This window comes from Streptomyces sp. CB00455 (assembly GCF_001905445.1).
Classification (GTDB): Bacteria; Actinomycetota; Actinomycetes; order Streptomycetales; family Streptomycetaceae; genus Streptomyces.
Genome location: NZ_LIVQ01000015.1, coordinates 13,427 through 38,886, shown reverse-complemented (window position 1 = coordinate 38,886; position 25,460 = coordinate 13,427). Strand labels below are relative to the sequence as shown.

Genomic DNA, 25,460 nt, shown 5'->3' with positions numbered 1-25,460 from the left:
CGGATGCAGGTCCGCGCGCTTGCCGTGGGCGCGGACCGTACCCCCGCCGTCGATCCGGACTCTGCGCGAGGCGAGCGCACCGCCCGGACCGGGCTGATGGGGGGCGGGCTGCTGCCGCGCTGTGGCTTGGGCCGGATCCGCTGAGCAGCGCTGCGGCTCTCGCCGTGGCAAGCATCTGGACAACGCGTGTGGGCCGAATGACAGGTTCCGGCCCCTACGGGACCGCCCGCACCCCCGCCCATGAAGCACGGCCGCCACGCCTGGCACGTGACTCCGAGCGCCTGGTGAATTTACGCTGGAGACGGCGGCCGGCGCGCTGAGCGGCCCCCCGGCCGTCGTCCGTGGGCACCTGCCTCACCTCCCCCTCCGTGCAGGTGCTCACCCAGACTCTTCAGCCAGTTGCGGCGCTCGGACCGGCACTGAACAGCGGTACCTCCTCCACGGTCACGTCGAGGCGCAACCGTTTGAAGCGGACCGCGTGCCGGAAGACTCCTCCTCGGTCGACGGCGGTATCGGCGCTGATCTCGGCCACGAGGTCGGGGCGGACGAGGGTGACATCCAGGATGTCCCGGCTCCCCCACGCCGATGCGAACCGCCAGCCCTCCCAGGGGTGTCCGGCATCGGCCGCGATCAGGTTGCCTCCGACCAGGCGCGCCATCTCGGCACGCAGCGGGGCCGTGCGGCCGATCGAGCGGAGGCGGCCGTGCGCGTCGCGGCGGCCCAGGAGGAGGAGCTGTGGTCGGATCAGGGTGCCGGTGATGGCTCCGATGATCGCCTCCGTCGTGTTCCGGCGACGCAGTTTGTACCAGCCTCTGTGTCCTGGTCGGTAGGGCTGGTTCATTGCTTTGACCACGATGCCTTCGAGGCCGGAGATCTCGGTCCAGGCTTCCAGCCACTGCTGTGCCTTGATCAGGTCCGTTGTCATCGGGCACAGCGTCCAGGGGGATGTGAGCCGGTGCCCGGCGAACAGTGCTTCCAGGCGGAGGCGGCGTTGGCGGTAGGGGTAGCTGATCAGTTCGCTTCCGTCCTGCTGCAGGACGTCGAACGCGATGAAGAAGGCGGGCAGGGACGCGGCGAGCCCGCGTGCGCTGCGGCCGCGGGCAGCGGTGCGGCGCTGCAACCCCTCAAAGGACAGTTGACCCGCCTTCGTGTCCCAGACGACAAGCTCCCCGTCCAGGACCAGGCCGTCGGGCAGCTTGTCCGCCGCGGCAACGAGGTCGGGGAACCGGTCCTGGATCAGCGACCCTCGCCGGGTCTGCAGCTGAAGGCCACTGTCCGGCCCGGTGGGGGTGAACAGCAGGGTCCGGCAGCCGTCGAATTTCTGCTCGAACGCCAGCTCTCCCAACACGCCGGGGCCCGGCACCGACTCCACGGCCTGCGCCAGCATCGGCTCCACCGGCGGTCGCAACGCCACCCTGTATGCCTCCCTTTCGCGCTTACGTCCGGGATGAGGACAGTGCTTTCACGAGGTCATCGCGGGTCATGTGCGAGCGGCCGGGAATGTCGGCGGCGGCGGCCTTCTTGTAGAGGTCGGCCTTCGACAGTCCGCTCAAGTCTTCCTTCGGCGCGGAGCGGATCCGCTTCTTCGCCCCAGGCCTCTTCTCGGCGGCCTTACCGAAAGTGGTCGCCTTGCCGCCGGTGGCCTTCGGGCTCCCGGCCCGCTCGACGCTGGCGCGCAGCGCCTCCATGAGGTCGACCACACCGGTCGGCTCCACCGGGACCTCGGCCTTCTCGACGGTCTCGCCGGCCTGCTTGGCCTCGATCATGGCGGCGACCTTCCCCTGGAAGGTGTCGTGGAACTGCTCCGGGTCCCACTTCATCGTCAGGGCTTCGATGAGCTGCTCGGCCATGGTCAGCTCTTTGTCGGAGGCCCTCGCCTTTCCCGGCAGGTTGTCGATCTCCTTCTGCGGGTCTCTGATCTCGTCGGCCCAGTGCAGGGTGTCCAAGGTCAGGAGGCCGTTCTCGGCCTTGAGGGCGACCAGGTATTCGTGCTGGCGCATCACCGAGTGACAGCCGAACCCGGCCCGAGGCATTGTGGTGGCGCAGTTCACTCGCCGATGGCCGCCTTGTAGCCGGCAGCGTCGAGGAGCCTCCCGAGCTCGGAACTGTCCGACGGCCTGATCTTGAAGATCCACGCCTCGTGGGGCCAGTACCCCGTGTTGATGAGATGCGGTTTGGAGAACAGCTCCTCGTTCACGGCGATCACCTCGCCGCCGACCGGCGCGTGGATGTCCGACTGGGCCGTGACCGCCTCGACGGCACCGACGACATCGCCAGCCGCGACGGGTTTGCCGACCTCCGGCAGCTCCACGAACACCACCGGGCCAAGCGCCTGCTGAGCGTGATCGGTGAGCCCGACCGCCAACGTGCCGTCCGACTCCGACCGCACCCACTCATGCGACTCGGTATACCGCAGATCAGCCGGAATATTCGACATGCTCACTCCACAGTTGTCCTAGTTGATCAGCAGACTCAGCATGCTCGATATCACGAAAGATCGACCGGATTTCAGTAATGTAACTGACGAGGCGTCAACAACCCTTGAAGACGCGCAGCCGGCCGACTTGGAGCGGCCAGACCGCGATCATCTTGAACGCACAGAGTGATCAGCGCGTGGGCGTTCGCAGGCTATGGCGTCCATTCGCAAACTGTGCCGTTGTGACTTAGCGCTGTACCTGGCTCGGATGGACAACTCTGATGCACAGATTCGGCCCGACGGTGACGCCGAGCGCAAGCTGGCCCGCCTGCTCGTGTCGGGATTGGAAGGATGCCTCGACCGCGGGCCCGCTGCGGCGTTAAGGACTCAGCGCAGCAGAGGAGATTCGATCAACCGGTCGAAGACCCTCTGACCCTCGCTGGTGCGCCCCTCCAGCGCCGGGTATCAGCTGCTGAGGTCGAACACACCCCACGCTGTGAACGGCTTGGCCTGGACGTAGATCCTGCTTCCTCGGCCGACAACCCGTCGGTGGCCCGGGGCGCTGCCATCGGGCAGGGTGAGCAGGCCGACGTCCGTTGGCTTGACCGATGATTCAGTGAGCTTGCCGTGAGCGAGCCGGTCCTGCTCCTCGCCATAGCCGCCGTAGAAGGCCACCTGATCTCCGTGAACGGCCACTGCCTTGGCGCCCCGAACCTGGTTTGCCCAGACCCTCACTGACCGGTCGGGTCGGTTGGGGCGTATCTCGACGAGCGGGAAGTCCGTGTAGGTGCAGGCCCAGGCGGTGTTGCCCGACACGTTGAGGGCGTAGCAGTCGAAGAGACCGGGGATGTCGGCACCGTCCGACGTCCACAGGGGGTGGCCTGTGGTGCTCCAGCGACGGATGCCGGACGGGTTCTCGTCGAAGTGCCCGACCCAGATGTGGCCGGCCTCGTCCACTAGCAGGTGCTCGATGGCGTCTCCGACGGAGAAGGACGACGTCTCGCGGCCGAGCGGGTCGAAGACCTGAACCTGGTTCCCGTCCTCGTACCGACGGGCGCGAGACGCGGCGACGACGAACCCGCCGTCGGGCAGGCGGTCCAGGTGCGGCCAGCGGGCCCGCACGGCGCTCAGCTCGGTGAGTTCGACGGTTCCGCCCGGATGGACAGACACCACGAGGGTGTCGAAGGGCAGGACATCGCCGCCGGGCTGCGGAGCGCGATCGGCAAGCAGCCAGTGGGCGACGCCAAAGACGTCGACGGTACTGGTCAGGACGTGGCGATCGTGGTGCGCTCGGGGGAGGTGGGCGTAGGGAACGAGGGCGGTCTTCTGCACGGGCGGGCTCTCCTGGGTGGGCGGTCACGGCCATCGGGCGCTGCGGTGAGCGGCGGGCGGCGGCGCGCGAGCGGTGGAGAGGGGAGCGGGGCGCCTAGACGGCATGGCCCTTTCTGGTCGTCATGCGGTGATCATCGTCGACGTCCGACGTCGTGACAAACCCTTTCGCCGCGCTGCCCCCATGGTGACTGCGGATCGACCTGGCTGGCCTCATGGCTGGCGCACCAGTGTGCACAGCACGACAAGTCCAGCGCTCATTGGACAGATGTAGTGCTCAGTCACAGCTGTGACTTAGCGCCCTACTTGGCCTGGATGGACAACTAGCGCGCTAAATCTTGGACGCCTCTCACCTGCGGAAACGCGCGCACATGATGCGTTCCTCCCGTTTGGCGACATCGATCGCCTCACCTGCGTGTTCTTTCAGGACGTTCCGACTCGGCGGCCCTTCTGTCACGGGTTAGGGGGGTTGTAAGGCCAGCTGGGACAGCTCATTGGATCAGGTCGGTGTGCGGATGCTCCGGTGAGGCCGGACAGACGTAGATCTGCATGTTGTCCGTACTGCCTACTTCTACCCTCGTCGGCTGCGAGGGGTCCTGGCCCGCGTAGTGGGAGGCAAGGGCTGCGGCCTGGTCTTCCTGCGGCGCCCAGCTGTGCCCTTCACCGCCGTCCCACTCCCAGGAAGCGATCGTCAGTAGCAGGACCATCTGTACCTCGCACACAGCGCAGTACCGGGGGTTCGGGTCGGTGCGGCCCCACGGGGGCCAACCGCCGACCTTCCAGCCGGGTCCGTTGCCCAGATGAATGGAACCCGGGTGCCCTCCGGGACCGACTCGAACCGGTACTCCCAGGTGGCGATGGGGCCGGGCACCCGCGGACGCCGGATGCCGATGGCGTGCACGCGGAACCGGAACAGCCGGTCCTGCTCGACCGCCGTCACCGTGCACCGCGTGGTCCAGCGGAAGGCTCCGCGCTTGTTCCGCCCGTCGAAGACCGTCCCGACGCGGGTCTCCCCGCCGTCTCAGTGGACGGTGGCGCCGAGGTTCTCCGGGCTCCAGTCGCCCATCCGGGCGGGATCGGAAACGTGCCGGTAGACGTCGGCGGGACTGACGTGGACGACGATGCTGTCGGACACGGTGAACGTACGAGGCATGGCTCTCCCCTCTCGGCGGCCGACGCTACCGTCCCACCGCACCCCGCGGCTACCCCTCGGTAACTTCGCATGCGGGGCACTCAGCCCGAGGGCACGCTCGGCGCGTACGGACGGTCGTTGTCCGCGGTGGCCTCGATGCGGTAGCGCACGCTGGGATGCACCCGGTCTCCGGGGCGGATGGGGCGCTCGCGCCAGCCCCCCAGGAGCCGCCAGGCCTTTTCGTTGGTGTGGAGCGTGCCGAGCGCACGTTCATCCGGGAGCTTCTCGCCGTGTCCGACGTCGAGCAGCCGCCGGTAGGCCTGCGGGTCGACCCGCAGGCCGAACGACTCGGCTTCCTCCGTCATCCAGGCGAAGGCGGTGTCGGAGAGGCCGTGGTCGTCGCGGTACTGGCCCCCGACGTCGCTGTGCACGCCGGCGAACCACATCTCCTGGTAATGGCCGCGGGACTGGGCCACGGCGTCCGCGTTGAAGCGGTACTCCTCGTACGGGCGCCGGCGCTCGTCGATCGCGAGGGCGTGCCTGGCGGTTCCCACATTGGTGATCTTCGCGGTGAAGGGCCACCGGGCCTGCTCGATGCGCGCCTTCCAGTTCAGCCAGCCCACGGACTTCACGGTGTCCCAGACGCCGAGGAAGTGCACTTGGCGGCGGCCCGTGTCGAACGGGTTGGGGAAATCGGGATTGCCGAACTGGCGCGCGAACTCCCGTCGGAGCCGGAAGTATTCGCTCCGCTGCTCTTTCGTCGGGCTCTCTTCGCCGGCCTGGGCGTAGAGCTTCACCGCGTAGGGCACGAGGTTCTCGGTGCCCGGGCGCAGCAGCCCGACCGTGCGCAGCATTCCGGTGAGCGCCCGGGCCGTGTAGGCGCCCCGGGAGAACCCGAAGACGAAGATCCGGTCGCCCTTCCGGTAGTTCCGCATGAGGAAGGTGTAGGCCTCCTCGAGGTTGTCCTTGACGCCGAACCCCGCGACGAGTCCGGCCCACCGGGTGACCTTCCTGCCCCATGGTGTGACCGCGCCCCTCGCGCCCATCGTGCCGACGCCGGGGTCGTAGTAGACCAGTTGCCGATCGTCCTTGACCGCGAGGTCGTACATCCGGCCCACGTTGGTGGTGCCGGTCTCCGGTTCGTTGTTGGTCCCGTCCAGGCACAGCACGAGGTTGCGCCCGGAGTCCTGCGGAGCATCGGTCATGACGGCCTCCCGTGATCTCACTCGACGATGACGAACGGCGCCCAATAGCGCTCCGCGTCGCCGCCCATCGGTTCGGGTACTCGGTGTTCGTCCAGGAGCTCGGGGTCGATCTCCCGGCCGCGTCGCCGGTGGACGTCCGTGTCGGGATCACCCCCGAGGGCGGTGTACGCGGCGCTCAGTTGTCCGGCGCTCATCGCGTGCACGGCGCGCTGTGCTCGTGCCAGGGCGTCCGCCGGCGCCACACGGTCGGCCAGGGCGGCGTAGAAGCGCGCCATGACGACGGGCGCCACCCCGTCGTCCACCGGCCACAGCGAGACCACGGTGCGCCGGACACCGCTGCGCAGCAGGGACCGGGTCAGGCCGATCAGGTCGCCGCCCAGTGTGGCCTTGCCGCGGCCGGTGTCACATCCGGTGAGCACGGCCAGGTCGGTGGCGAAGCGCAGCCCGGTGATGTCGGCCACGGTGAGCTCGTCGCGCCCGGCCAGAACGAGCGACGAGGCGAACGGCGACCACTCGTCGAGGTGGCCGTGGCTGGACACGTGCAGCAGGTCGCAGTCGTCGAGGCGGGCGCCCACAGCCGCCTCGGTGGCGGCGGGGCCGACGAGTACGCCGTCGGCCGGCACGCCCAGCGCCTCCGCGACGGCCGCGGCCTCGGTTCGAGAGCCGGGCAGTCGCTCGAGGTGCGGGTGTGCGGCGGGATCGAACGCCGGGTCGGCGACCAGCAGGGGGCGGGTCGCGCGGACGGGCCGGTCGAGTCCGCCCTCGTGCTCGCCGATACCGGCCGCCCGCTGGGCGTACGAGACCACGTGGCTGAGGACGAGAGGGGTTCCGTCGAGGGGCAGCGCGTGGAACGGCACCAGGCTCAGCGGCCCGAACGGGACGACGACGACGCGGGGGAAGGCGCGCAGCAGGTCGGTGAACGGTCCCAGGAGCAGCTGCGTGAGCTCGGTGGCGAGGGCGCGGCCCTCCGCGCAGCCGGTGTGGAAGTCGCGCACGAGGCGGGCGAGGTGGGGCGGGCGGACCGGAACGTGCGCGGGCCGGACGGTGTCCCGGGTCATCGCCCACGACAGGAGGCCGTTCCCGACCGTGAGGTATTCCAGCAGCAGGGTGTTCTCGGGCATGCGTCGTCTGAGCTGTGCGGCGGGCGGCTGCGGCGGGCGGGCCGTACGGCGCAGCAGGATCCCGGAGTCCTGCGTGTCCACCGTGTGCTCGGCGGCCGCCAGGGCGGCGTCCAGCGCGTCGAGTTCGGCGAAGCCGGCCGCCAGTCGTTCGCCGGTGGCCGAGGGATTGCCCGCCAGGAGGCGGTTGGCGGCCGCGGCGTACTGGGCCGCGGCGCGCTGCCAGGTCCGCCTGCTCGCGGGATCGGCCCGGCCCGATCCGGAATCGGAGGTGAGCGACCGGAGCAGCTCGGCCGCCTCGAAGGACGCCTCCGCGTCGGCGGTGGCGGGCGGGCCCTCGCCGGGGAGGTGGGTCAGCGCGAGGGCGCCGTACAGGTCGGCCACCTCGGGCTGGTCGCAGGCCTCGAGTCTTTCCGGGTCCCGCAGCAGCAGCCGTACGGAGTCCTCGAACGCCGCGACGGCCTCCAGGGCGATCCGCCGGGCCTCGGTGTGCTCGCCGCGGGCCAGGCGGAGCTGGGCCACGGACAGCAGGTCCGTCCAGTTCTCCGCGGCGTATCCGGCCTCCTCCATCCGTGCGAGCGTGGCGAGGGCGTTGTCGAAGTCCCCGACGCGCAGCCACAGAAGCAGCTGGGTCTTGTCCCGTATCTGCCGGCCGCGGGCGAGCAGCGCGGCGCGGGCTTCGTCGAACCGCTGGGCGGAGACGAGCGCCTGGGGCAGCAGGTGCGGTTCGGCACCGGGTCTGCTCGCGGCCTCGATCGCGCGGTCGAACCAGCGCTCCGCCTCGGCGAGCCATCCGATGTGCTGGCTGACCTCCGCCCGGTTCAGCGACGCGTAAACCTCGGTCCTGTCGATGTTGAGCCGCGCCGCCGCCACGAACGAGTGCTGTGAGAGGAGGGCGCCCGCCTGGAGCTGGTCGCTCCGGGCTGTGAGGGAGCCGTCACCCCGAAGGGCGTCCAGCGCGGCCTGCTGCTCGCGCATCTCCGTGGGGACCGGCCCTTCGACGGGCGGGAGGGAGACGTGAAAACGGTCGGCCGCTTCCGCCAGTTGTCGGCCGAGCAGGGCCAGCCGGTCCGCTGCCCGCGCCGCCGCGGGGCCGTGCGACGGGTGACGCAGCGCCGAGATCAGCGTGATGGACGCGTCGAGCTTCTGGGAGAACGCGTACGGGTTCTCGGTCGACGTGTCGGCGAACAGCGGCTCCAGGGAGCGCTCGAGGCGCAGCAGCGCATTGGTGGAGAGGTTGTTCTCGTTGTCGGCGTCGGCCACCGCGGTCACGAGTGTCTGCGACGGGAAGGCGGGGTCCACCGAGACCAGGTGCAGTGCGGCCAGGTAGGCGATGCGCGACCGCGCGACACTGCGGTGGTGCGTCCAGTGGTCCCCGCACCGCTCCAGGAGCCGGCCGAGGCCCACGCACCAGCTGCGGCTGCCGACCGTCTCCGCCCACGCCAGTGCGTCCGCCACGGGACCCCGGGCGGGGCGGTGCCATCCGCCTCCGAGGTCGAGCGCATGGCCGGCCAGCCGCCCGTCGTCGATGTCGCCGACGAGAGCGTGCATCGCCGCGAGGTGGTGTCCGGCCGAGTCGCCGGCGGCGTCGAAGCCGGCCACGGCCGTCTTGATATGGCAGCGTCGGGACGCCGCGTCTCCGGCCGCACGCGCGAGGAAGGCCCGGCGCAGGGCGAGGGCTGCGCGGAGCCGCGGGACGTCCGCTGCGCCGAGCAGCCCCTCCGCCAGGCCGTAGCAGTCGGCCGCGCGTCGCAGGTCGGCGGTCGACCGGCCGGGGTTGTGCTGCGGCGCGAGATCCCAGCCGAGCGCTTCGGGGCAACTTCCCGGGGCGGCGTACCAGTCGCCCTCCACCAGGTACGTCAGCGCCAGGCGGCCGTCGTCCCCCAGGGCGGCTGCGCGCCCGCGCACGTCGGCGAGCAGCTCTTCGGCTTGCGGCAGGCCCAACCGCGCGGCCAGGTCGGCGCCGGCGATCACGGCCCATGTGGTGAGGTCCGGAAGGGCGTGCGCGGTGGCGTACCGCGACAAGGTGTCCAGGTCCGTCCAGGCCGCGACGGCCGCCTGTTGCGCTCCCTTGACGGCGTCGTCGCGCAGCCAGGCCTCGATCAGGCGGCGTGGCGCGAAGAGGGCGGTGGGTCCGTTCCGGACCACCTGCTCGATGGTTTCCTCATCGGTCTCACCCGGCCGGGTCTCGACGAACGCCCCCTCCAGCTCCATGCCGAACTCCGCGCTGACGTCCCCGGGGTACCAGTTGCCGTCGAGCCGCATGGCCCAGGCGGTGAGGGCCGCGGTGACCCGCGGCCCCAGGTCGGAGGGGTCGAGGCCCGCGAGCGCCCGTTTGGGCTCTCCCGCGGTCAGCGCAGCCAGGCAGGCGTTGAGCTGCGCCCGTGGGTCGTGCGGCCGCCGGGCGAGCACTTCCTCGGCGGCCTCGCGTGCGCGGCCGGGAGCGCTCTGCAGGTCCTCGCGGACGAGCGGGCCGAGCGCCGGGCGGGCGGGTACGGGGAGCATCACGACCGGGCCGGTAGTTCGAGTACCGCGCCGGTCCCGGGGTCCTCGGGGAAGTGCGCGGTGTAGCGGTACTTCTCGCACAGCTGCGCATCGGCCCACCGGGCGGTCCGGTCCGTACGGTAGTTGAACCAGAGTGCCGCGCCGCTCGGTGCGCCCAGCACGACGCGGGCGAGCGCCACGTCGTCGGGGTGGTGGTACAGGTCGCCGTTGGTGGACACGAGGTAGTGCCGGGCAGGGGCGGCACGGAGCAGCGCCCCGAGCACGTTCCCCTTGCTGGCGTGGTGCGGGAGCTTGAAGGCGTCCACCGGGAGGGTGTCCAGGCCGCGTGCCCCGGCGACGGCCTGCAGACCGGTCCCGAGCACGGTGCCGAACGCGTCCGCACCGAGGACGAGGCCGGCTCCACGGTGTTCGACCAGCAGCGCGATGCTGCTCCCGTTCGCGACGGACGGGTCCTTGGAGGTCTTCTCCTCGGACAGGGAGACCACGTCGTCGAGGGGTTCCAGGATGTCGGGCCCCGCCTCCTCCGCACGTCCTCGCCTGGCCTTCCGAACGGTCTCGGACCAGGCGTGCCCCAGACTCTGCAGGCGTATGAGCGTGGGCGAGAGCACGGTGATCCGCGGGCCGTCCCGGGTCGGCACTTCCGTGAACCCCCCGTCGTAGCCGGTTTCGACCGGACCGCCGGCGAACGCACGGTTCCACGGCAGTTCGGGGCCACCCGGCTCGCCGAGCAGCGCCGCCATCAGGCGCTCCCCCTGTGCGACGCCGCGCCTGACCCCGGTGCGGGGCAGATGGGTACGGCCGTTGAACCAGAAGTCGCCGACGTGCTCGGCGTACTCGCTGCGCAGGAACGGGATCATGCCGCCGATGTGGTCGCTGTCGATGTGGGTCACCACGGCGACGTCGATGTCCCGCCCGCCGGAAGGGAGCCGGCTCAGCCGCTGCTCCAGGAGCGGCCACGTGGCCGGGGGTCCGCCGTCGACGAGCATGCGCCAGGGCGGCCCGGGCTCCCGCGGGCACTCCACGAGCAGGCAGTCACCTTGCCGCGCGGGCAGGACCTCGATGCGGATGGCTGTCGTCACTGCGTCACCTGGCGCCAGCCCGTGACGCCGTACGAGGAGATGTAGCCGATGGCCTGGGCGGCCGAGGGGAACGTGAGGTGTGAGAACTCGCCGAGATACGTGTTGTAGACGGATGCCCGGTAGACCGTCTTGTCGTACGGCACCTTCTCGGTGACGTATTCGTCATGACACTTCAGGACTTCCTTGTCCTTGTAGGTGTCGTAGACGTACGCACACTTCTCGCGACGGACCCGCTCCTCCCGGTAGGCCGTCTCGGTCGTCTGTGTCGCGAGTCCTTCGAACCCGCCGCCGTACCGGCCCGCGACGGGGGTGCCCGCGCCGAGCAGGTTGAGCGCCTGCGCGCGGGTGAGGGGGTACGGCGCGGGTGGCGGGGTCGGGGCGAGGCGCTGGTCCGCCGTCGCGTGGCTGGTCGCTGTGGGAAGGCCGTACGCGTAACCGCCGCTCACGCTCAGTAGCGCGAAGGTGACAACGGCGCAGGTCCGCATCCGGAGCATGGTGGGCATGGCTGCCTCCGCAGCATGAGGACGTCGATCCCCGAGTGGAGGAGGCCTCTCTGACCATGCAACGCCTCAACGGCGCGGGCTGCATCCCGAGCGCGGTCGGCGGCGGGCTCCCGAGTGGCCGTCAGGAGCTGTCGTACGCAGCCTTCGGCGGGGTGACCGGCTACTGCCAGTCGTCCCAGGGCGGCGGGGGCATCTCGTCCAGGTCGAAGGGCGGCTCTTCGGGGGGCCTTGACCCCGGATTTTGAACACGTCTATGCGGCTTGGGTCAGGGTAGTTGCTGCTGGTTGGAGGTCGTTCTCGTAGGCGATCGGGGACCGCTGGCCGAGGCGGGAGTGCCGGCGGCGGGTGTTGTATCGGGTCAGCCAGCGGAAGGCGTCGAGCCTGGCCTCGCGCTCGCTCGACCAGGCCTTCCGGCCTTTGAGCGTCTCTCTTTTGAAGGCGGCGTTGAAGCTTTCCGCGGCTGCGTTGTCGGCGCTGGATCCGATCGCGCCCATGCTCTGCCGGACCCCTGCTGACCTGCAGATTTCCGCGAAAGCCCTGCTCGTGTATTGGGATCCGTGGTCCGTGTGCATGATCGCTCCGGCCAGGTTTCCGCGGGTTCGCTCGGCGGCCGTGAGGGCCTTGATGACGAGTTCTGTCCGCATGTGGTCGGCGATCGCCCACCCGGCCAGTCGGCGTGAGGCGAGGTCGATGACGGTCGCGAGGTAGAGCGGCTTCGTGCCGCTGACCGGCAGGTATGTGATGTCGCCGGCGTACTTTCGGTTGGCCTCGGCCGCGGTGAAGTCACGGCCGAGCAGGTCCGGCGCCTTCGCTGCGGCTTGGTCCGCGAGCGTGGTGCGGTGCCGGCGGCGCAGGCGGACTCCCTCGAGCCCGATGGTCCGCATGATCCTGGCGACGCGCTTGTGGTTGACCACCGGACCGCCCTCGTCGCGGAGTTCGGCGGTGATCCTGGGGGCTCCGTAGGTGCCGTCGGAGTCCTGGTGGATCTTGCGAATCCGGGCAGCGATCTTGGCCTCGGCACTCTGCCGGGCCGCTCTCGCGGATGCGGTGCGGCGCCAGTAGTAGAAGCTTGAGCGGTGCAGGCCGAGGATGTCGCAGAGCCGCTTCACGCCGTGTCGGCGCTGGTGATCGTCAACGAACTGGTAGCGGTTCACCAGCGCGTCTCCGTTGCGAAATACCGGGCCGCCTTGCGGAGAATGTCGCGTTCTTCCTCGAGCTCACGGATCCTCTTGCGGGCGGCGGCCAGCTCTGCCTGAACGGCGTCGTCGCCGGCCCGCGAGGCGGCCGACGGCTCGGAGTGGGCGCCAGCTCGGCGGCCGTCGGCGGCCCGGATCCAGTTCCGCAGCGTTTCGGTGTTCACCCCGAGATCACCGGCGACGGACTTGATCGTCGCTCCCGGCCTCGACCGGTACAACGCGACCGCGTCCGCCTTGAACTCGGCGGGGTAATGCTTCATCCCCACGGGGACTCCGTTCTCCTGGACCATCAAGATCCAAGTGTCTCCGGTGTCCAAAACCCGGGGTCAAGGCCCTACGCACCTTTCCCCCCTTGATGCGGCGGCCGCGGCGGAGTTTGCGACCGCTGTGCCCATGTCGCTGGCGTCAGGGCGCGTCCACCTCGTCACCGCAAGGCCGGGACTTGTCGTGGTCGGTAGACGTCCCGCCTCGCGGTCCTGACCGCGCCCGGCGTGGACTGGCAATTGTTCCCGCCGACCGGGCCAAAAGCGCTCCGAGTGGCCCATGACAGTGGCAGTGGAGCGTCGTATCACGGCGCAGGTGTGACCGTGGCCGAACCGGGGTGTCAGCGCTCTGCCGGAGCGCTGACGCCGATGCGCTGCCCACCTTGCGGACAGAGGTTGACCGGGAGCGGCTGCGCACGGTGGTGAAGGGCCGGCGTTCCCCGCTCACCGCTCTGCAGCCGCCCTGGCCTGGCCTGGCCAGTGGAGCGGCCTTCTGCGGTGGCCCGGAACTGTTCAGCGCGTCAACGTCACGCACCTTTGCTTCACGCGATCGAGTGGAGCGTCCTGTCGATTTGACGGCTTATTTCGGCCGTTTACGGGGTGGCTGTTGATCACGCTGGAACCTGTGTGCCACACGTGGTGTGAACCGGCGGGTCTTGGGTGCGGCAGGCCGTCACGTGTCCGGTGCACTTGCCTGCCAAACCTGCCTCATAGGGATGGCCGGGACCCTTGGCCGGTCACTGTCAGTCAACTGCCGATGTGTGTTGTCCTTCCGTGCTACAGCCTCCCGCCGCCCTCCCTGGAATCCGGGACTGGTCGGTGGGCGCCCCAGCGGTATGTAAGGGGAAGACGATGACCACTCCCGCCCCACTCCGTGTAGCGCTCGTCAACGGCAGCTTCGAGGAACCCACCGTCAACAACTTCGAGATCCTCCCTGATGCCTCCCAGACACAAGCACCTCGCCGCGTGCCGGGCTGGCTCACCACCGCGCCCGACCACATGATCGAACTGTGGCGCTCCGGCTTCAACGGCGTCCCTGCGGCCGAGGGAGCCCAGTTCGCCGAACTCAACGCCAATCGCGTCTCGACTCTCTTCCAAGACCTGCCGACCACGCCCGGCACAACGCTGTACTGGCGGCTGTACCACCGCGGCCGGCTCGGTCAGGACACGATGGCGCTGGACATCGGTGCGCCAGGGACGGCGGTCGAGCAGCGGCGATTCACCGACGGCAACAGCGCCTGGGGCTACTACACCGGCACCTACACGGTGCCGGCCGGCCAGACCACGACCAGGTTCGCCTTCCGGTCCATCGCCTCAGCGGGTGGCAACCAGGGTGTGGGGAACTTCCTGGACGGGGTGTTCTTCGGCACCGCGCCGCTGGTGGTACTCACCAAATCCGCGATCCCCGAGGGGCCGCTGGAGGTGGGGGACGTCATCACGTACCGCATCACCGCCAGGAACGAGGGCGGTGGCGATGCCGAGAACCTCGTCCTGACCGATGCCGTTCCGACCGGCACGACCTACGTGCCCGGCTCGCTGCGCATCATCGGCGGCCCCAACACCGGCGTCAGGACCGACCAGGCCGGTGACGACCAGGCGCACTTCGACGCCCAGAACAACCGGGTGGTCTTCCACCTCGGCAACGGGGCCACCAGCGGGCAAGGGGGCAGCCTGCCCAACACCGGTACCTCCCCCGCGGGCACCACGGTGGAGTACAGGGTCAGGATCGACGAGGCGAGCGCCGGCGGACGCGTCGCCAACACGGCGACGGCCACGTACGAAAACCGCCTCGGCCCGACCCCCGAGCCGCTCACGGCCACCTCGAACGAGGCAGTCACCGAGGTCCGCGCGGCGGCCGACCTGAGGGTCGTCAAGTCCGCGGACGCCACCACCGTCACCGTCGGCCAGACCGTCACCTACCGCATCACCGTCCGCAACACCGGCCCCAACGCGGCCACCGGCGCCACCGTCACCGACCAGCTGCCCGACAACCTCACCTTCGTCTCCGCCACCGCCACCACCGGCACCTACGACCCGGCAACCGGCCGGTGGAGCATCGGCGACCTGGCCGAAGGCGCCACCGCCACCCTTACCCTGCGCGCCAAGGCCACCCAGGCCGGACCCCTCACCAACACCGCCACCGCGGACGCCAACGAGACCGACCCCCGCCCCGGCAACAACACCGACACCGTCACCCTCTGCGTCGAGAACGCCTCCCCGTGCTGCGAACCCTGCTCCCGTCCGCCCTCCCCCGGTTCACCGTGCTGCGACCCGTGCGGAGGCGTGGACATCGACCCCATCCCCTGCAACGCGCTGAAGTGCACCCCGTCCGGCCTGCTCGTGCCGCGCACCCGCGTCACGGGAACATCCGGACCGGCGCCGGCCCGCATCGCCGACAACCGGCAGTCGGTCGACGTCGTCGTGGCGTCCCCCGAGGCGGGCGACTGCCCGCAGGACTACACGGTCCGCGCCTACCTGACACCCCTGCGCGGAGAGGCCGCCACCCCGGTCCCGGACGTCGACCTGCGGCCCACCCGCGCCAACGACACCTGGGCCAACACCACCCTGCAGGTCACGCTCCCCCACCCCGGCGTCTACCTGGTGACCGGCGACATCGACACGAACATCTGCGCGACCATCGACCACGGCGGCGGCACGAACCTGTGGACCGAAGTCCGCCTGGTCCACACGCAGTCCGGCGCCGTCGAACTCGGCCCCCGCCAGTCGGCGCAGCATCAGTTCCGCGCGGCGAGCGACACCCGCTTCCAGCACTGCACGCACGGCCCCACACCCCTGACCGGGCTGGTCACCGTGTCCGAGGCCCAGGGATCCAAGACGGTCCGCGTTCAGGCCGTCCTCCACGGCGGCGGACCCGGCAACGGCCTGGACGACGCCACACTCGAAGCCTCCGCCTTCCAGGGTGACCGCTCCTACCTGACGTACGTGAAGATCGCAGACTGACACCCTTGCACCGGCCGCGGAGCGGCATTCGCCGCTCCGGGGCCTCGGTGCCTTCCCTGCGCGACCGCTGCCGGACCTCTCCGGCGCCTGACAGACGGCCTGCACAACGCCCCGCGACATGCGTGCGCTCGCCGGCGGTCAACCCGACCGCCGACGAGCACACGGACGGTTCAGGTCACTGGAGCATGAGGATCGACCACCCCGCGGGCAGGGTGAGCCGCTGGCCGACACGCAGGTAGTCGACCTGGTACGCGCGGTCGCACCCGGGCCTGGAGTAGGTCCACGCCACCCCGTTGGTCCGGTTGATGAAGGTGACGTCACCCTTCGCCGGGTCGCTGGTGACGCACAGGCCCTGCTTCGGGTTGGTGTACGTCGTGGTCTGCCCGGACTGCGTCATGTACAGCGTGCCCGTGGCCGCCTGCGCGGACGTGGTCAGCCCCACGGTGAGCATGCCGGCCGCGGATAGCGCGCCGAGCGACATGAGGATCTTGCGCATGTGTTTCCCCTTGCTGGTCACCGGCGTCTTGTGACGCCTGCCAGGACGGTAGAGGCATCACCGCCGCCTGGTGAGGAGTTGTCCCCCGTGTGAGGGACAGCGCCTTGAAGCATTGCCGGGGGCGCAGCCTGCGTCCCCGTTTGCATCTAAGCGCCCCGCCCTGTCGCCGGGCGGTAAGTCGCCTACACCGCCATGCGCCGCAGCTACGGCCGGGGCTGTGCGGCTCGGTGGCGTTCTCGTGGCCGGGAGACCTGGCCACGAGGACGGGCGGGCAATCGTTCCTGCGGTGAACTCGCCCCGCCAAACGGGTGACCCAGGTTGTGAAGCCGCCGCGGGGTCGTGCGGGCGCCGGTACACCGAATCCACCAACCGAGCGGTCGCGAGGAGGCCCTCATGGCAACAACAAGGCGCCGGTTTTTGGGAATCGGCATCTCCGTCGCCGGTGCGGCGGTGGCGGGCGGGACGCTGGGCGCCGAGCCCGCCGTGGCCCTCGCCGCCGCGGCCGTCCCCGTCTCGCAGAACCCTGACAGCATCCGCGGGATCAAATGGCGCGGAGCGCACCGTACGCCGCAACCTGGCGACACGAGCACGACGCTCACGACCCGCTTCGACACAGCCGGCCTGTCCTACGGCACGGCCGCCGGGTCGCTGAACAACAACAACTTCCGCACGGTCGTCCTGCGCGTCGCCAACCTGGGCGACCTCCCGCAGGGCACCACCCTCAAGCAGCGCGACGACGAGGTCATCAAGCTGCTGCGCGAGCTCAACCGCCGCGGCATGAAGGTCTACCTGTGGAAGCGCCAGTGGCTGCAGCGAAGCGACCGCTCCTGGGGTGCCTACAACAAGCACCCCGGCGCGGATGAGTTCATCACGGAGATCAGCGCGCTCATCCAGCGCGCCAGGCGCGAGGGTATCGCCGGTGCACTGCAGGGCGTGATGCCGGTGGAGACCAACCTCAACAACTGCGCCGAGGTCCGCAACCGTGCCCTGTACATCGCCAAGGGCATCAACGCCCTTACCGGGAACTGGCTCACGACGCACACCCTGATGGTCCCCGGCGGCGGCATGGGCGCCTACTTCAAGGGCATCCACAACGGCGGTGCCACGTGGCTGAGCCAGATGAAGGCTCAGACCGGCCGCTTCGCGTTCCTCTACAAGCACATGCCCAGCCAGGCCGAAACGTTCTGCAAGCTCGGACGGCACAACCGGCGGTGGGACTTCTACGTCGGCTACGAGTCGAGGAGGAGCGTCGAGCAGCAGATCCAGTACCTGCGCGAGGACATGGGGCTGGCCGACCTCGAGCGCTACATGCACGGCAACCGGTCCCGCTTCCCCAACCACACGCACGTCGTGTTCTGGGGCGACGTGAATGAGGGCATCTACGCCCTGTCCGCGCTCGACAACGAGCCCCGGTGGAACTACAACACCGCACGGGCCCTGCACACCCTGCTCGTCAAACGGAACCGCTGGCACGGCTACTTCCTCGACCTGCCCTTCACGTATGAGGGGCGGGCCAAGCCCGAGGTGTACGGCTACATGATCACCGTCGACAAGCAGAACGGCACGCGCGCCAGGAACCACACGATCAACCGCTCCAAGACGCACACGGCCTGGTGGGAGTGGCACAACTGGGCCTACGAGAACGCCGCCTTCTGACGACAGCCCGACACCTCCCCCTGAAGTCAGGCAGTCTTCGGCCTGTGGCAGACGGGTGCCAGAGCCCGCTTCCCACCCGTCGCGCATCGGCTCCAGCCATGCGCGGCGGGCGCTGCCGCTCAACTGGCAGCGCCACTACCGTGTCCTCGCGGACCTGGTCGACGCCGGCGGCCACCTGCCCGACATCGCCCCGGCGTCCTCATGGACGGCGACGACATCGGACAGTGGCTACAGCAACAGAAACAGCCGACCACCTGGACGCGGCTCCTCCCCGAGCAGCAGGAACGGCTGACCGCGCTGGGCGTCCAGCCCGACCAGGCCCCCTCCCCCGCCCCCGCCGCCGGTCACGCGGCGAAGGGTCCGAGCAAGACGCAGTAGGCGTTCCAGCGCGGACTTGCGGCACTCGCGCAGTGGGTGGAGCGGGAAGGGCACCAGCCTGTACCGCGCGGCCACTCTGAGGAGATCGCGGTCGACGGCGAGACGGAGCCGGTCGTTGTGAAGCTGGGCGTATGGGTTTCCAACACCACGAGCCGGCGCGACAAGCTCAGCGCCGACCAGCTCGCCGCCCTCGCTGAGCTCGGCATGGACTGGGCGTAATGCGGGGATGGGTCGGCCTCCAAGCCGATCCGCACAGCCGACGCTGAGCCCTGGGCAAGGATCGCCAGGGCCGGCGTGGCCACGAGCGTCTCCGTGCACCAGGGGAGCACCGCGCTCGGCATCGGCGTTTTTGCGCGCTGCCGGCAGCCCGGCGGCCGGGGTGTCCGTACACGCCACCGCGACCGCTGCATCGTGATCGGCGTGGGCCGGCGCCTTGCCCGCCTGCGGCGGCCGGCGGCGGCCGTCTCTGGTGAGGTGGTGTTGTCAGTAGGTCAGGACCACACAGCCCGGGTTGCCGGGATTGCCGGCGTACCCGGTGAAGACGCCGCCGGCGGCGCCGTCCCCGCCTCGGCCGGTGTTGGCGGTGCAGGATGCCGGTACCGGCCCTCCTGCCGTTCCGCCGATGCCTCCGCTGTTGCTCTCGACGCCGCCGTTCCCGCCCTTCGTGCCGGGGTTGCCGGCGCGGAGGGTGGCTGCGGTGCCGTTGCATAGGACGGCGGCACCGCCAGCACCCCCAACCCCCCCGTACACCCCGGCAGGCCCTGCTCCTCCCGCGCCGCCGCCAGCGTTGGCCCGCTGGGTACCGCCGATGGTGACGGAGGAGGTACCTCCGGCCCCGCCCCCGTAGTGGAGTGGACCTGGGGTGCCGGCTGTCCCGACGGTGATGGTCAGGCTGGAATTGGGGGTGACGGTCAGGGTGCAGCTGACCGTGGCGCCGCCGCCTGCACCGCCTCCGCCCTGGCCGGCAAAGGGAAAGGCACCGTACCTGCTGCCTCCGCCTCCGCCACCGGCCCCGGTTACCGAGGCGGTGATTTTGGTGACGCCGCCCGGCACGGTGAAGGTGTAGGTGCCGGAGGCGTTGTAGGTCGAGGCAGCGGCGTGAGCAGGCGCGGCCGCGACGAGCGGCACCACGAGGCCTACTGCCGTCGCCGCGGCGGCCATGGCCCACGTTCGGCTGGTGCGCCGGCTGCCAGGGACAGTAACTGCGTGCATGAGCCCTCCTGAAGGGATGTGTTCGACAGAGCGATCTTGTTGATGTGGGCGATGGCCGCCGGAACCCTTTACGCCGTTTCCTCAGGGGGCGATGCGGTTGAAGCGCAGGGAGGTGTAGCCGCGGGTGTCGGAGTAGATCTGGGAAACGCCGGCGGTGCCGCGGGCGTCGAAGCGCTGGGCCTGCAGGCTGATGGTGGTCGGGCCGGTGACCTGGACGAGTTCGCTGATCGGTGCGGTCTGGTTGCCGCCGGCGTAGGCGTTGCCGGGGTTGCCGTCGATGATCTGGTAGATCAGCCGGGCGCTTTCGGGGACTTCGGTGCCGGTGGTGGCGTTCCACAGGCGGGCGGTGATGTAGGTGTTCACCGGGGGTGTGCCGGACAGGCGACCGCGGACGTCGGCGTCGAGTTCGTAGGTGCCGGCGCGCGGCAGGCGGACCTGAATCGTGTCCCTCCAGGCCCCGGCCGGGAGGTCGACCTGGGTGTGGAGCTTCTCGATGCCCCTGGGAGCAGCGGGCGCAGAAGGTGCTGCGCTCACCGCGCTCGGCGCCGCCAGGATGGCGCTGGTGCCCACGACTAACGCGGCCGCGGCGGCGATCAGACCGGTACGGAACTTTGGCATGGTTCCTCCCTGAGCAGGCAACGGGATATGCCGCTTTCAAGGTACGAACGCGCATGTGGGCGGCATATCACTCACTCGGGTGAGGACGGCTCACGCAGCGCACAACCGAGACAGGGGCGTACGCCCCCACGGTGATGGCTGACGCGAGATCAAGAGCCAGGTTCAGCCGCTCGGTCCCGTCTTGCTGCAGGATGTCGAAGGCGATGAAGAACGCCGGCAGCGTCGCGGCGAGCGTCGGCGCGGCCCGGCTACGGGCGGCGGCCCGGCGCTGCAACGCCACGAACGACAACGGACCCGCCCCGGCATCCCACACCACCAGTTCGCCATCGACGATTAGGCCGTCAGGCAGCTGCTCCGCAGCGGCCGCGACGAGGTCGGGGAACCGGTCCTGGACCAGCGAACCGCGCCGGCTCTGCAACAACACCCGCCACACCAGGGCCCGGCACCGACTCCACAGCCTGCGCCAGAATCGGCTCAACCGGCGGTCTCAGCATCACCCTGCCCCTCTCGGGTACCCCTTCCAGGGTCCGCCGGACCGGACAGAACCCGCCCGTGCGCGCCCGGGGGCGTCATCCATCCGAGGGACGGGCGGGCGGCCGGGCGGGTCCACCCGTCTGGCCTGTTGTCAGTCTTGATCCATTAGGTGCCACGCGGTGATTTCGGTGACGGCGCGGTCGATGAGTTCGGGGTCGTCGTAGAACTGGATGTGGGCGTGAATTTGGCCCAGGTGGCGGATTTCGTGGGGGCCGGGCATGCCGTCGAGGAGGGCTTGCAGGTGGGCGGGCGGGGTGGCGGACTTGTCGCCGACTACGGCCAGTGTCGGTGTGCGGAGCTGGTTGACGGCCTGGTCCGCCTGGTGGCTCCACAGGGCTTCCTCGCTCATCTTGGTGACGCGGTTCTCCCACAGACCGTGGAATGCCCAGGCCGGACTGCGCTCTGCCCAGCGGATGTAGAACTGGTAGGTCGGCACGGCGGGCAGCAGCCGGTCTGCGTCCTGATCGGTTCCGACGATGGGGATGTACTCCACCGCGCCGGTGTTCTCGTATGCCTCCCGCGCCTTCCGTCCGCCAGTGATGCGCTCGTCGGCGCTGGTGCGGCCGGCCCACAGGACGGAGAAGAAGCCGTCGATCGCCGCCGGGTAGAGGTAATGCCCGGAGACCAGGGACAAGCGCTTGATGCGCGGGTCGGCGACGGTGGCGTCGATGGCCCAGTTGGCGCCCTGGCAGATGCCGAGAACGGAGAGTCGGCTGGTGTCGAGGTCCGGGTGCGCGCAAACGTAGTCGACGGCCGCGAGGAGGTCTTCGGCCTTGGCCGCGGGGTGCTCGAACTGCCGGGGCGCTCCGCCGCTCTCGCCGAAGTAGCGGGGGTCGAAGACGAGGGCCGCGATGCCGCGGGCGGCCAGGCGGGTCGCGTACTGCTTGGGCGACTGCTCCTTGACATAGCCGACGGGGCCGATCACCACCGCCACCGGCGGCTGCCCCTTGCCAGGGGGCAATGTGGCCGGGCGGTAGAGACGGCCCACGAGCGTGTCGCCCTGGCTGTCGAACTCCACGCGCTTGGTCGTGTACGCGCCGGGTACGGTGGCTGCTGAAGCGTTCATCGCGTGCTCCTCTCCCCCGGGGGTGGCGGCAACCGTCCGCACCCCGCCAGGGCAGGCCGGTCGCTGGTCTCAGTGCTGCAGACAGGCAAAGGCCCGCTTTGGTGTCGGCGACGTCCCCGCGTCGAAGTGGGGCGCAGGACCCCGCCACGCAAGAGTTCTTCAGACCAGCCTACGGATGGTTGTGGCCCAGGTGGCGGAGCGGTCCCTGTGTGCCGCATTGTGATCTCCACAGGCGGGTGCTGCTGAATCGCAGATTGCCGCAGGGGAGCCGGCGGCTCGTTTGACCAGACCCCTCGCGGTGGCGCGGTGCCGCCTGGCAGCAGCGCAGGTACGCCTCAGCGTGGCGGTCCGACGATCACCTGGCCGTAGAGGTCGGCGGCTTCGGCGAGCACGTCGTTCGAGATCTCAAAGCCGTTGGGCCGGTCAGTGGTGACGTCACGTCCCGCGTGACGGAACATGCCCTCGATTCCCGACGGCGTAGTGATCATGAGGAGGTCCGCGGTGTCGGACGTGATGCGGTAGCCGTGGGGAACATTCCGGGGCAGGTAGACGATGCCTCCGTCAGAGAGCTCCATCTGCTCATCGCCCACCCACAGCAGCGCGGAGCCCTGAATGAGCAGGAAAACCTCATCCTCCCGGGTGTGCAGGTGGAACGGCGGGGCCTCCCCCTTCGTGACACGGAAGCGGCCCACAGTGAGCTGACCGTCGGTTGCCTGGCCGTCGAGCAAAACCGAGAAAGTGCCGCCGTGAAGCCATTCAAGAGTCTCCTGCTGATCGGCTTGGGCGAGATAGGGCATGCTCATCGGTCGTCCTCTCGACAGAAGTTAGGTAGCCGTCGAACTTAGCCTCGAACGCCGGCTTGCCGGGCAGCACTCCCCGGGCGGGTACGTCTCGCGGGCCCGCGAGAACGGGCAGCCCCGGCGGATCCCGTGCTGTCTGACTCGACGCGGGCTGCCCTCTCTGTCTACGGCCCGGGTGTTCCGCGAGGCGGCGGCGAGCAGCATGCCTACGGCGATCACTCGGCCGGGTAGTCACTCGGCCGGGAGACCTCACCGCTCGTCCCCGCACGACCCGTCTCTCCTCCCCGGTGCTGGCATTGCGCTCGAGGCAGGACGGCCAACACTGTTCAGTGGCGGATGATGTTCTCCGCCTGCAGCCCCTTGTCCGACCGGGCGACGTCGAAAGTGACCGGCTCCCCCTCACGCAGCTCCCGGTAGCCGGCGCCGACAATGGCGGAGTAGTGGGCGAAGACATCCGGACCGCCATCGTCCTGGGCGATGAACCCGAACCCCTTCTCCGCGTTGAACCACTTCACCGTGCCCCTCGCCATGCGCGTCACTCCACATCAGTCCGTGCCGCCCGGTGCCACCCCGTGCGGCACTCCTACCTCTACCGCAGGCTGGACCACCGAAACGGATCAGTGACGACGGCGCGCCGTACGGCCGAACGCGTTCACCGCAGGCAGCGCCCCCGCTTGCGGCCCCGACGTCGGGGTGGCGGAGTTACGGCGGCACGGTCCTGCATTCATCGCAGTACTGGCGATATGCCTCGCGCGTCCGTCTTCGAGGTGCTCCCGGGGCGGGGTGGAAGGGGCGCGGAGGCCGTGGGGTGCAGTCGGTTGTGCGCCCCTCTTGATCTCGCAGACGAAGGTGGAGCGGGGACATGAAGCGGCAGGTTCGTCAGGCACACGGGTGTCGGGTCACTGGTTCGGCCCAGGGCCCGTGACGGGCGGGCGGCTCAAAGCGTTGTGGGGAGCGTCGTCCGTGCCGTATTCCCCGGCAATTGTGTTCACGAAGATTTTGATGTCACGTATCGCCAAGGCCGTAGCCGTTACCGCCGCCGGTGCCGTCCTGGCAGGCGGGGCCGGCATGGCCGCCGCCGACGCCACCGCCGAAGGCGCCGCCATCGGCTCCCCCGGCGTCCTGTCCGGCAACGTCGTCCAGGTCCCCATCCATATCCCGATCAACATCTGCGGCAACACCGTCAACATCGTCGGCCTCCTCAACCCCGCCTTCGGCAACACCTGCATCAGCAACGGCGGCGAGGGCAACCACCACAAGGGCCAGCAGCACGGCGACTACTGACAGCACCAGGCCCTGGCCCCGGCACACACACCGCGCCGCCGGGTCCAGCGCCGTCTGAACCAGCCGCAGCGCACAGCCCGGTGCCCGCGGCCGCCGGCCCCCGGGATACGGATAGACCTCTCGCCTCGGCTATCGCGAGGTAAGAGGTGTCGTTTTCCGAAGGGGGCTTGCCCACGGCCTCTGACCTGCACAGATGGAAGATCACCGGATTCGGGGGGTCCCACCTCCGGTCACACCTGCGGTCCCCCGCCTAGTGCACCCCTGCAGGCAACTGTCCAGCCCCCTTCCGGTGCAACTCTCCCGGGCCTGCCGCTGTCGTCGGGATCTTCGGAAAGGCGTGGCTGGTGACTGCGTTGCGCCGATAGGGTCACCCGGCACAAAGGGGGTTGCTTATGGGCAACAAGGTCGTGACTCTGCCGGAGAGCCCGAAGGGCGAGGAGCTCGAGGACTACATCGCCGCGCTGTTCCAGGCGTCCGGTCACTTCGTGGAGAAGCAGATCATCGAAAGGGATCCGGCCGACATCCTCGAACTCGACATCTTCTCGACCGACTACGGGCCTGAGCAGGCCGTGCGGCGGCTGATCGAGGTCAAGAGCGGGAAGTGGGGCTTCACCGACCTGTTCAAGGTCGTGGGGTGGATGCAGTACCTGGGTCTTGAGCACGGGGCCTTCTTCATGACCCAGTGGGATGACCGGGAGTCCGCTCTGCGGAAGATGAAGCCCCTGGGCCTGGACGTGGTGTGCTTCGACGACTTCGCAACCGCTCGGCAGCTGTTCACGGAGAAGGGGTTCGGCTCCTTTCCGGAGCCGCGGCTCATCAGTCTGTGGCGGCACTCGTACGGAGTCGAGCGCAAGTTCGTCAAGCTCATCCACCAGCAGGAGCGCGCCGGGCACGAAGGCGCCAAGGCCGCGAAGACGTACCACCGTCAGATCAACAACGGCACCTTCTTCGCCAGGGCCCCGGAGGAGTCGCTGGCGCTGCTCTACGAGGCGTACGGGGAGCACCCCAAACTGACTCTGGGCTACGCGCGCGAGATCGATGGGAAGGGCTTCGATCCGCACACGGCCGCGAGTGACAGCACGAGCTACCAGGCGATGCTCTGGCACGGCAGTCACCCCGAGCTCCAGGCGTGCATGTACCTGGAGCACCGGACCCGGCTCGCCATCCTCAAGGCCGCCGTGGACTACGCACTGGCGCATCCCGACGGCCCGCCTGAGTTCCGCATGTCGCAGGACGGGAAGTCCTTCTTCTTCCAGGGGCTGACCTACCACGTCCTGCCGGGAACGTTCCACGACGGCATTGCATGGCTGCGAGAGCAGCCGAACTTCGCGCGGTACGCGACCTTCTGGCAGCAGTTCCTCTGGGGATGGGGAGGGTTCTACCTCAACGACAGGACGGGCGAGGAGTTCGAGTGGATGGCGGAGTACTCCGGCATCCCTGCCGACGAGATCCCCACAGCCCTCGAAGCCTTCGACCGCTTCTTCCCAATCCCGAACGGCTGGCTCACCACACCTGGCAGCACCGACATCCACATGCTCAAGATGGTTCCGATGATCTTCCAGGGCATCGGCGCCCACCAGCGCCGCATCCAGTACAACCTGGTCGACAGCCTGTCCGAGCTGCAGCCGAGCGCCCCCTACACGGCCTCCGACCTCGCGAAGCGCATCCGCTGCGCGGTCGACTTCTTGTTGTAGGCGTAGCACCGGCCC

Annotated in this window: 20 protein-coding genes and 3 pseudogenes; 5 read left to right on the top strand and 18 right to left on the bottom strand. The window is 69.6% G+C overall.

Annotation, left to right across the window (positions count from 1 at the left end; all coding sequences use genetic code 11):
• Window positions 1-391: 391 nt before the first annotated feature.
• The 11 genes and pseudogenes from AMK16_RS33290 to AMK16_RS33235 form a co-directional block, all read right to left on the bottom strand.
• Window positions 392-1,414, bottom strand: coding sequence for an ATP-dependent DNA ligase (locus AMK16_RS33290; protein ID WP_242439047.1), 1,023 nt, complete (start codon window positions 1,412-1,414; stop codon window positions 392-394).
• Window positions 1,415-1,436: 22 nt separating this feature from the next.
• Window positions 1,437-2,000, bottom strand: a complete 564-nt coding sequence (locus tag AMK16_RS33285; protein ID WP_199885686.1) for a hypothetical protein — start codon at window positions 1,998-2,000, stop codon at window positions 1,437-1,439.
• Between the two features lie 47 nt (window positions 2,001-2,047).
• The gene (gene gcvH / locus AMK16_RS33280) at window positions 2,048-2,437 is read right to left on the bottom strand and encodes a glycine cleavage system protein GcvH (protein WP_073921077.1); all 390 of its coding nucleotides are present in this window, start codon (window positions 2,435-2,437) and stop codon (window positions 2,048-2,050) included.
• Between the two features lie 444 nt (window positions 2,438-2,881).
• Complete coding sequence (locus tag AMK16_RS33275) at window positions 2,882-3,748, bottom strand: hypothetical protein (protein ID WP_073921076.1); 867 nt, start codon at window positions 3,746-3,748, stop codon at window positions 2,882-2,884.
• A gap of 488 nt (window positions 3,749-4,236) precedes the next feature.
• Entirely contained in the window at window positions 4,237-4,452 is a 216-nt protein-coding gene (locus tag AMK16_RS33270) for a hypothetical protein (RefSeq protein WP_242439046.1), read from the bottom strand.
• Window positions 4,453-4,532: 80 nt separating this feature from the next.
• A pseudogene (locus AMK16_RS35585) lies at window positions 4,533-4,898 on the bottom strand (SRPBCC family protein); the annotation flags it as partial.
• 80 nt (window positions 4,899-4,978) lie between these two features.
• Window positions 4,979-6,082, bottom strand: coding sequence for a DUF2235 domain-containing protein (locus AMK16_RS33260; RefSeq protein WP_073921075.1), 1,104 nt, complete (start codon window positions 6,080-6,082; stop codon window positions 4,979-4,981).
• A 17-nt stretch (window positions 6,083-6,099) separates the two neighbouring features.
• Complete coding sequence (locus tag AMK16_RS33255) at window positions 6,100-9,705, bottom strand: CHAT domain-containing protein (RefSeq protein ID WP_073921074.1); 3,606 nt, start codon at window positions 9,703-9,705, stop codon at window positions 6,100-6,102.
• Window positions 9,705-10,784, bottom strand: coding sequence for an MBL fold metallo-hydrolase (locus AMK16_RS33250; protein ID WP_073921073.1), 1,080 nt, complete (start codon window positions 10,782-10,784; stop codon window positions 9,705-9,707). Before AMK16_RS33250 ends, AMK16_RS33255 begins: the two co-directional genes overlap by 1 nt.
• The gene (locus AMK16_RS33245; RefSeq protein WP_073921072.1) at window positions 10,781-11,287 is read right to left on the bottom strand and encodes a hypothetical protein; all 507 of its coding nucleotides are present in this window, start codon (window positions 11,285-11,287) and stop codon (window positions 10,781-10,783) included. Before AMK16_RS33245 ends, AMK16_RS33250 begins: the two co-directional genes overlap by 4 nt.
• A gap of 251 nt (window positions 11,288-11,538) precedes the next feature.
• Window positions 11,539-12,749 (bottom strand): IS3 family transposase gene (locus tag AMK16_RS33235; protein ID WP_107417317.1). Its coding sequence is split into 2 segments (ribosomal slippage): window positions 11,539-12,458 and window positions 12,458-12,749, totalling 1,212 coding nucleotides; the frame shifts between segments, so codons are not numbered across the junction.
• 849 nt (window positions 12,750-13,598) lie between these two features.
• On the opposite strand from AMK16_RS33235, the pseudogene AMK16_RS34630 reads away from it, so the two are divergent.
• Window positions 13,599-14,984: pseudogene (locus tag AMK16_RS34630) on the top strand (isopeptide-forming domain-containing fimbrial protein); the annotation flags it as partial.
• Window positions 14,985-15,882: 898 nt separating this feature from the next.
• On the opposite strand, the gene AMK16_RS33220 reads toward AMK16_RS34630, so the two are convergent.
• Window positions 15,883-16,203: a hypothetical protein gene (locus AMK16_RS33220; protein ID WP_073921068.1), complete on the bottom strand. Its 321-nt coding sequence runs from the start codon at window positions 16,201-16,203 to the stop codon at window positions 15,883-15,885.
• Window positions 16,204-16,596: 393 nt separating this feature from the next.
• Between AMK16_RS33220 and AMK16_RS33215 the strand changes: the two genes are divergently transcribed.
• Complete coding sequence (locus AMK16_RS33215) at window positions 16,597-17,859, top strand: hypothetical protein (RefSeq protein ID WP_143196928.1); 1,263 nt, start codon at window positions 16,597-16,599, stop codon at window positions 17,857-17,859.
• Between the two features lie 115 nt (window positions 17,860-17,974).
• Window positions 17,975-18,456 (top strand): annotated as a pseudogene (locus tag AMK16_RS33210) (helicase associated domain-containing protein); the annotation flags it as partial.
• A 264-nt stretch (window positions 18,457-18,720) separates the two neighbouring features.
• Here the strand turns inward: AMK16_RS33210 and AMK16_RS38245 are convergent.
• The 6 genes from AMK16_RS38245 to AMK16_RS33180 all read right to left on the bottom strand — a co-directional run bounded on the left by AMK16_RS38245 (window position 18,721) and on the right by AMK16_RS33180 (window position 22,997).
• Window positions 18,721-19,449 (bottom strand): glycine-rich domain-containing protein, encoded by a 729-nt coding sequence (locus AMK16_RS38245; protein ID WP_158071277.1) that lies wholly within the window; start codon window positions 19,447-19,449, stop codon window positions 18,721-18,723.
• 81 nt (window positions 19,450-19,530) lie between these two features.
• On the bottom strand, window positions 19,531-20,067 hold the full coding sequence (locus tag AMK16_RS33200; protein WP_073921065.1) for a hypothetical protein: 537 nt from the start codon (window positions 20,065-20,067) through the stop codon (window positions 19,531-19,533).
• A 67-nt stretch (window positions 20,068-20,134) separates the two neighbouring features.
• Window positions 20,135-20,491 carry an ATP-dependent DNA ligase gene (locus tag AMK16_RS33195; protein ID WP_242439045.1) on the bottom strand — a complete coding sequence of 119 codons (357 nt, stop codon included), beginning with the start codon at window positions 20,489-20,491 and terminating at the stop codon, window positions 20,135-20,137.
• Between the two features lie 201 nt (window positions 20,492-20,692).
• On the bottom strand, window positions 20,693-21,667 hold the full coding sequence (locus tag AMK16_RS33190; RefSeq protein WP_073921063.1) for an alpha/beta hydrolase: 975 nt from the start codon (window positions 21,665-21,667) through the stop codon (window positions 20,693-20,695).
• Window positions 21,668-22,002: 335 nt separating this feature from the next.
• On the bottom strand, window positions 22,003-22,470 hold the full coding sequence (locus tag AMK16_RS33185; RefSeq protein WP_073921062.1) for a cupin domain-containing protein: 468 nt from the start codon (window positions 22,468-22,470) through the stop codon (window positions 22,003-22,005).
• A gap of 323 nt (window positions 22,471-22,793) precedes the next feature.
• On the bottom strand, window positions 22,794-22,997 hold the full coding sequence (locus tag AMK16_RS33180) for a cold-shock protein (RefSeq protein ID WP_073921061.1): 204 nt from the start codon (window positions 22,995-22,997) through the stop codon (window positions 22,794-22,796).
• Window positions 22,998-23,469: 472 nt separating this feature from the next.
• On the opposite strand from AMK16_RS33180, the gene AMK16_RS33175 reads away from it, so the two are divergent.
• Complete coding sequence (locus AMK16_RS33175; protein ID WP_073921060.1) at window positions 23,470-23,751, top strand: chaplin; 282 nt, start codon at window positions 23,470-23,472, stop codon at window positions 23,749-23,751.
• Between the two features lie 392 nt (window positions 23,752-24,143).
• The gene (locus AMK16_RS33170) at window positions 24,144-25,445 is read left to right on the top strand and encodes a hypothetical protein (protein ID WP_073921059.1); all 1,302 of its coding nucleotides are present in this window, start codon (window positions 24,144-24,146) and stop codon (window positions 25,443-25,445) included.
• Window positions 25,446-25,460 lie beyond the last annotated feature (15 nt).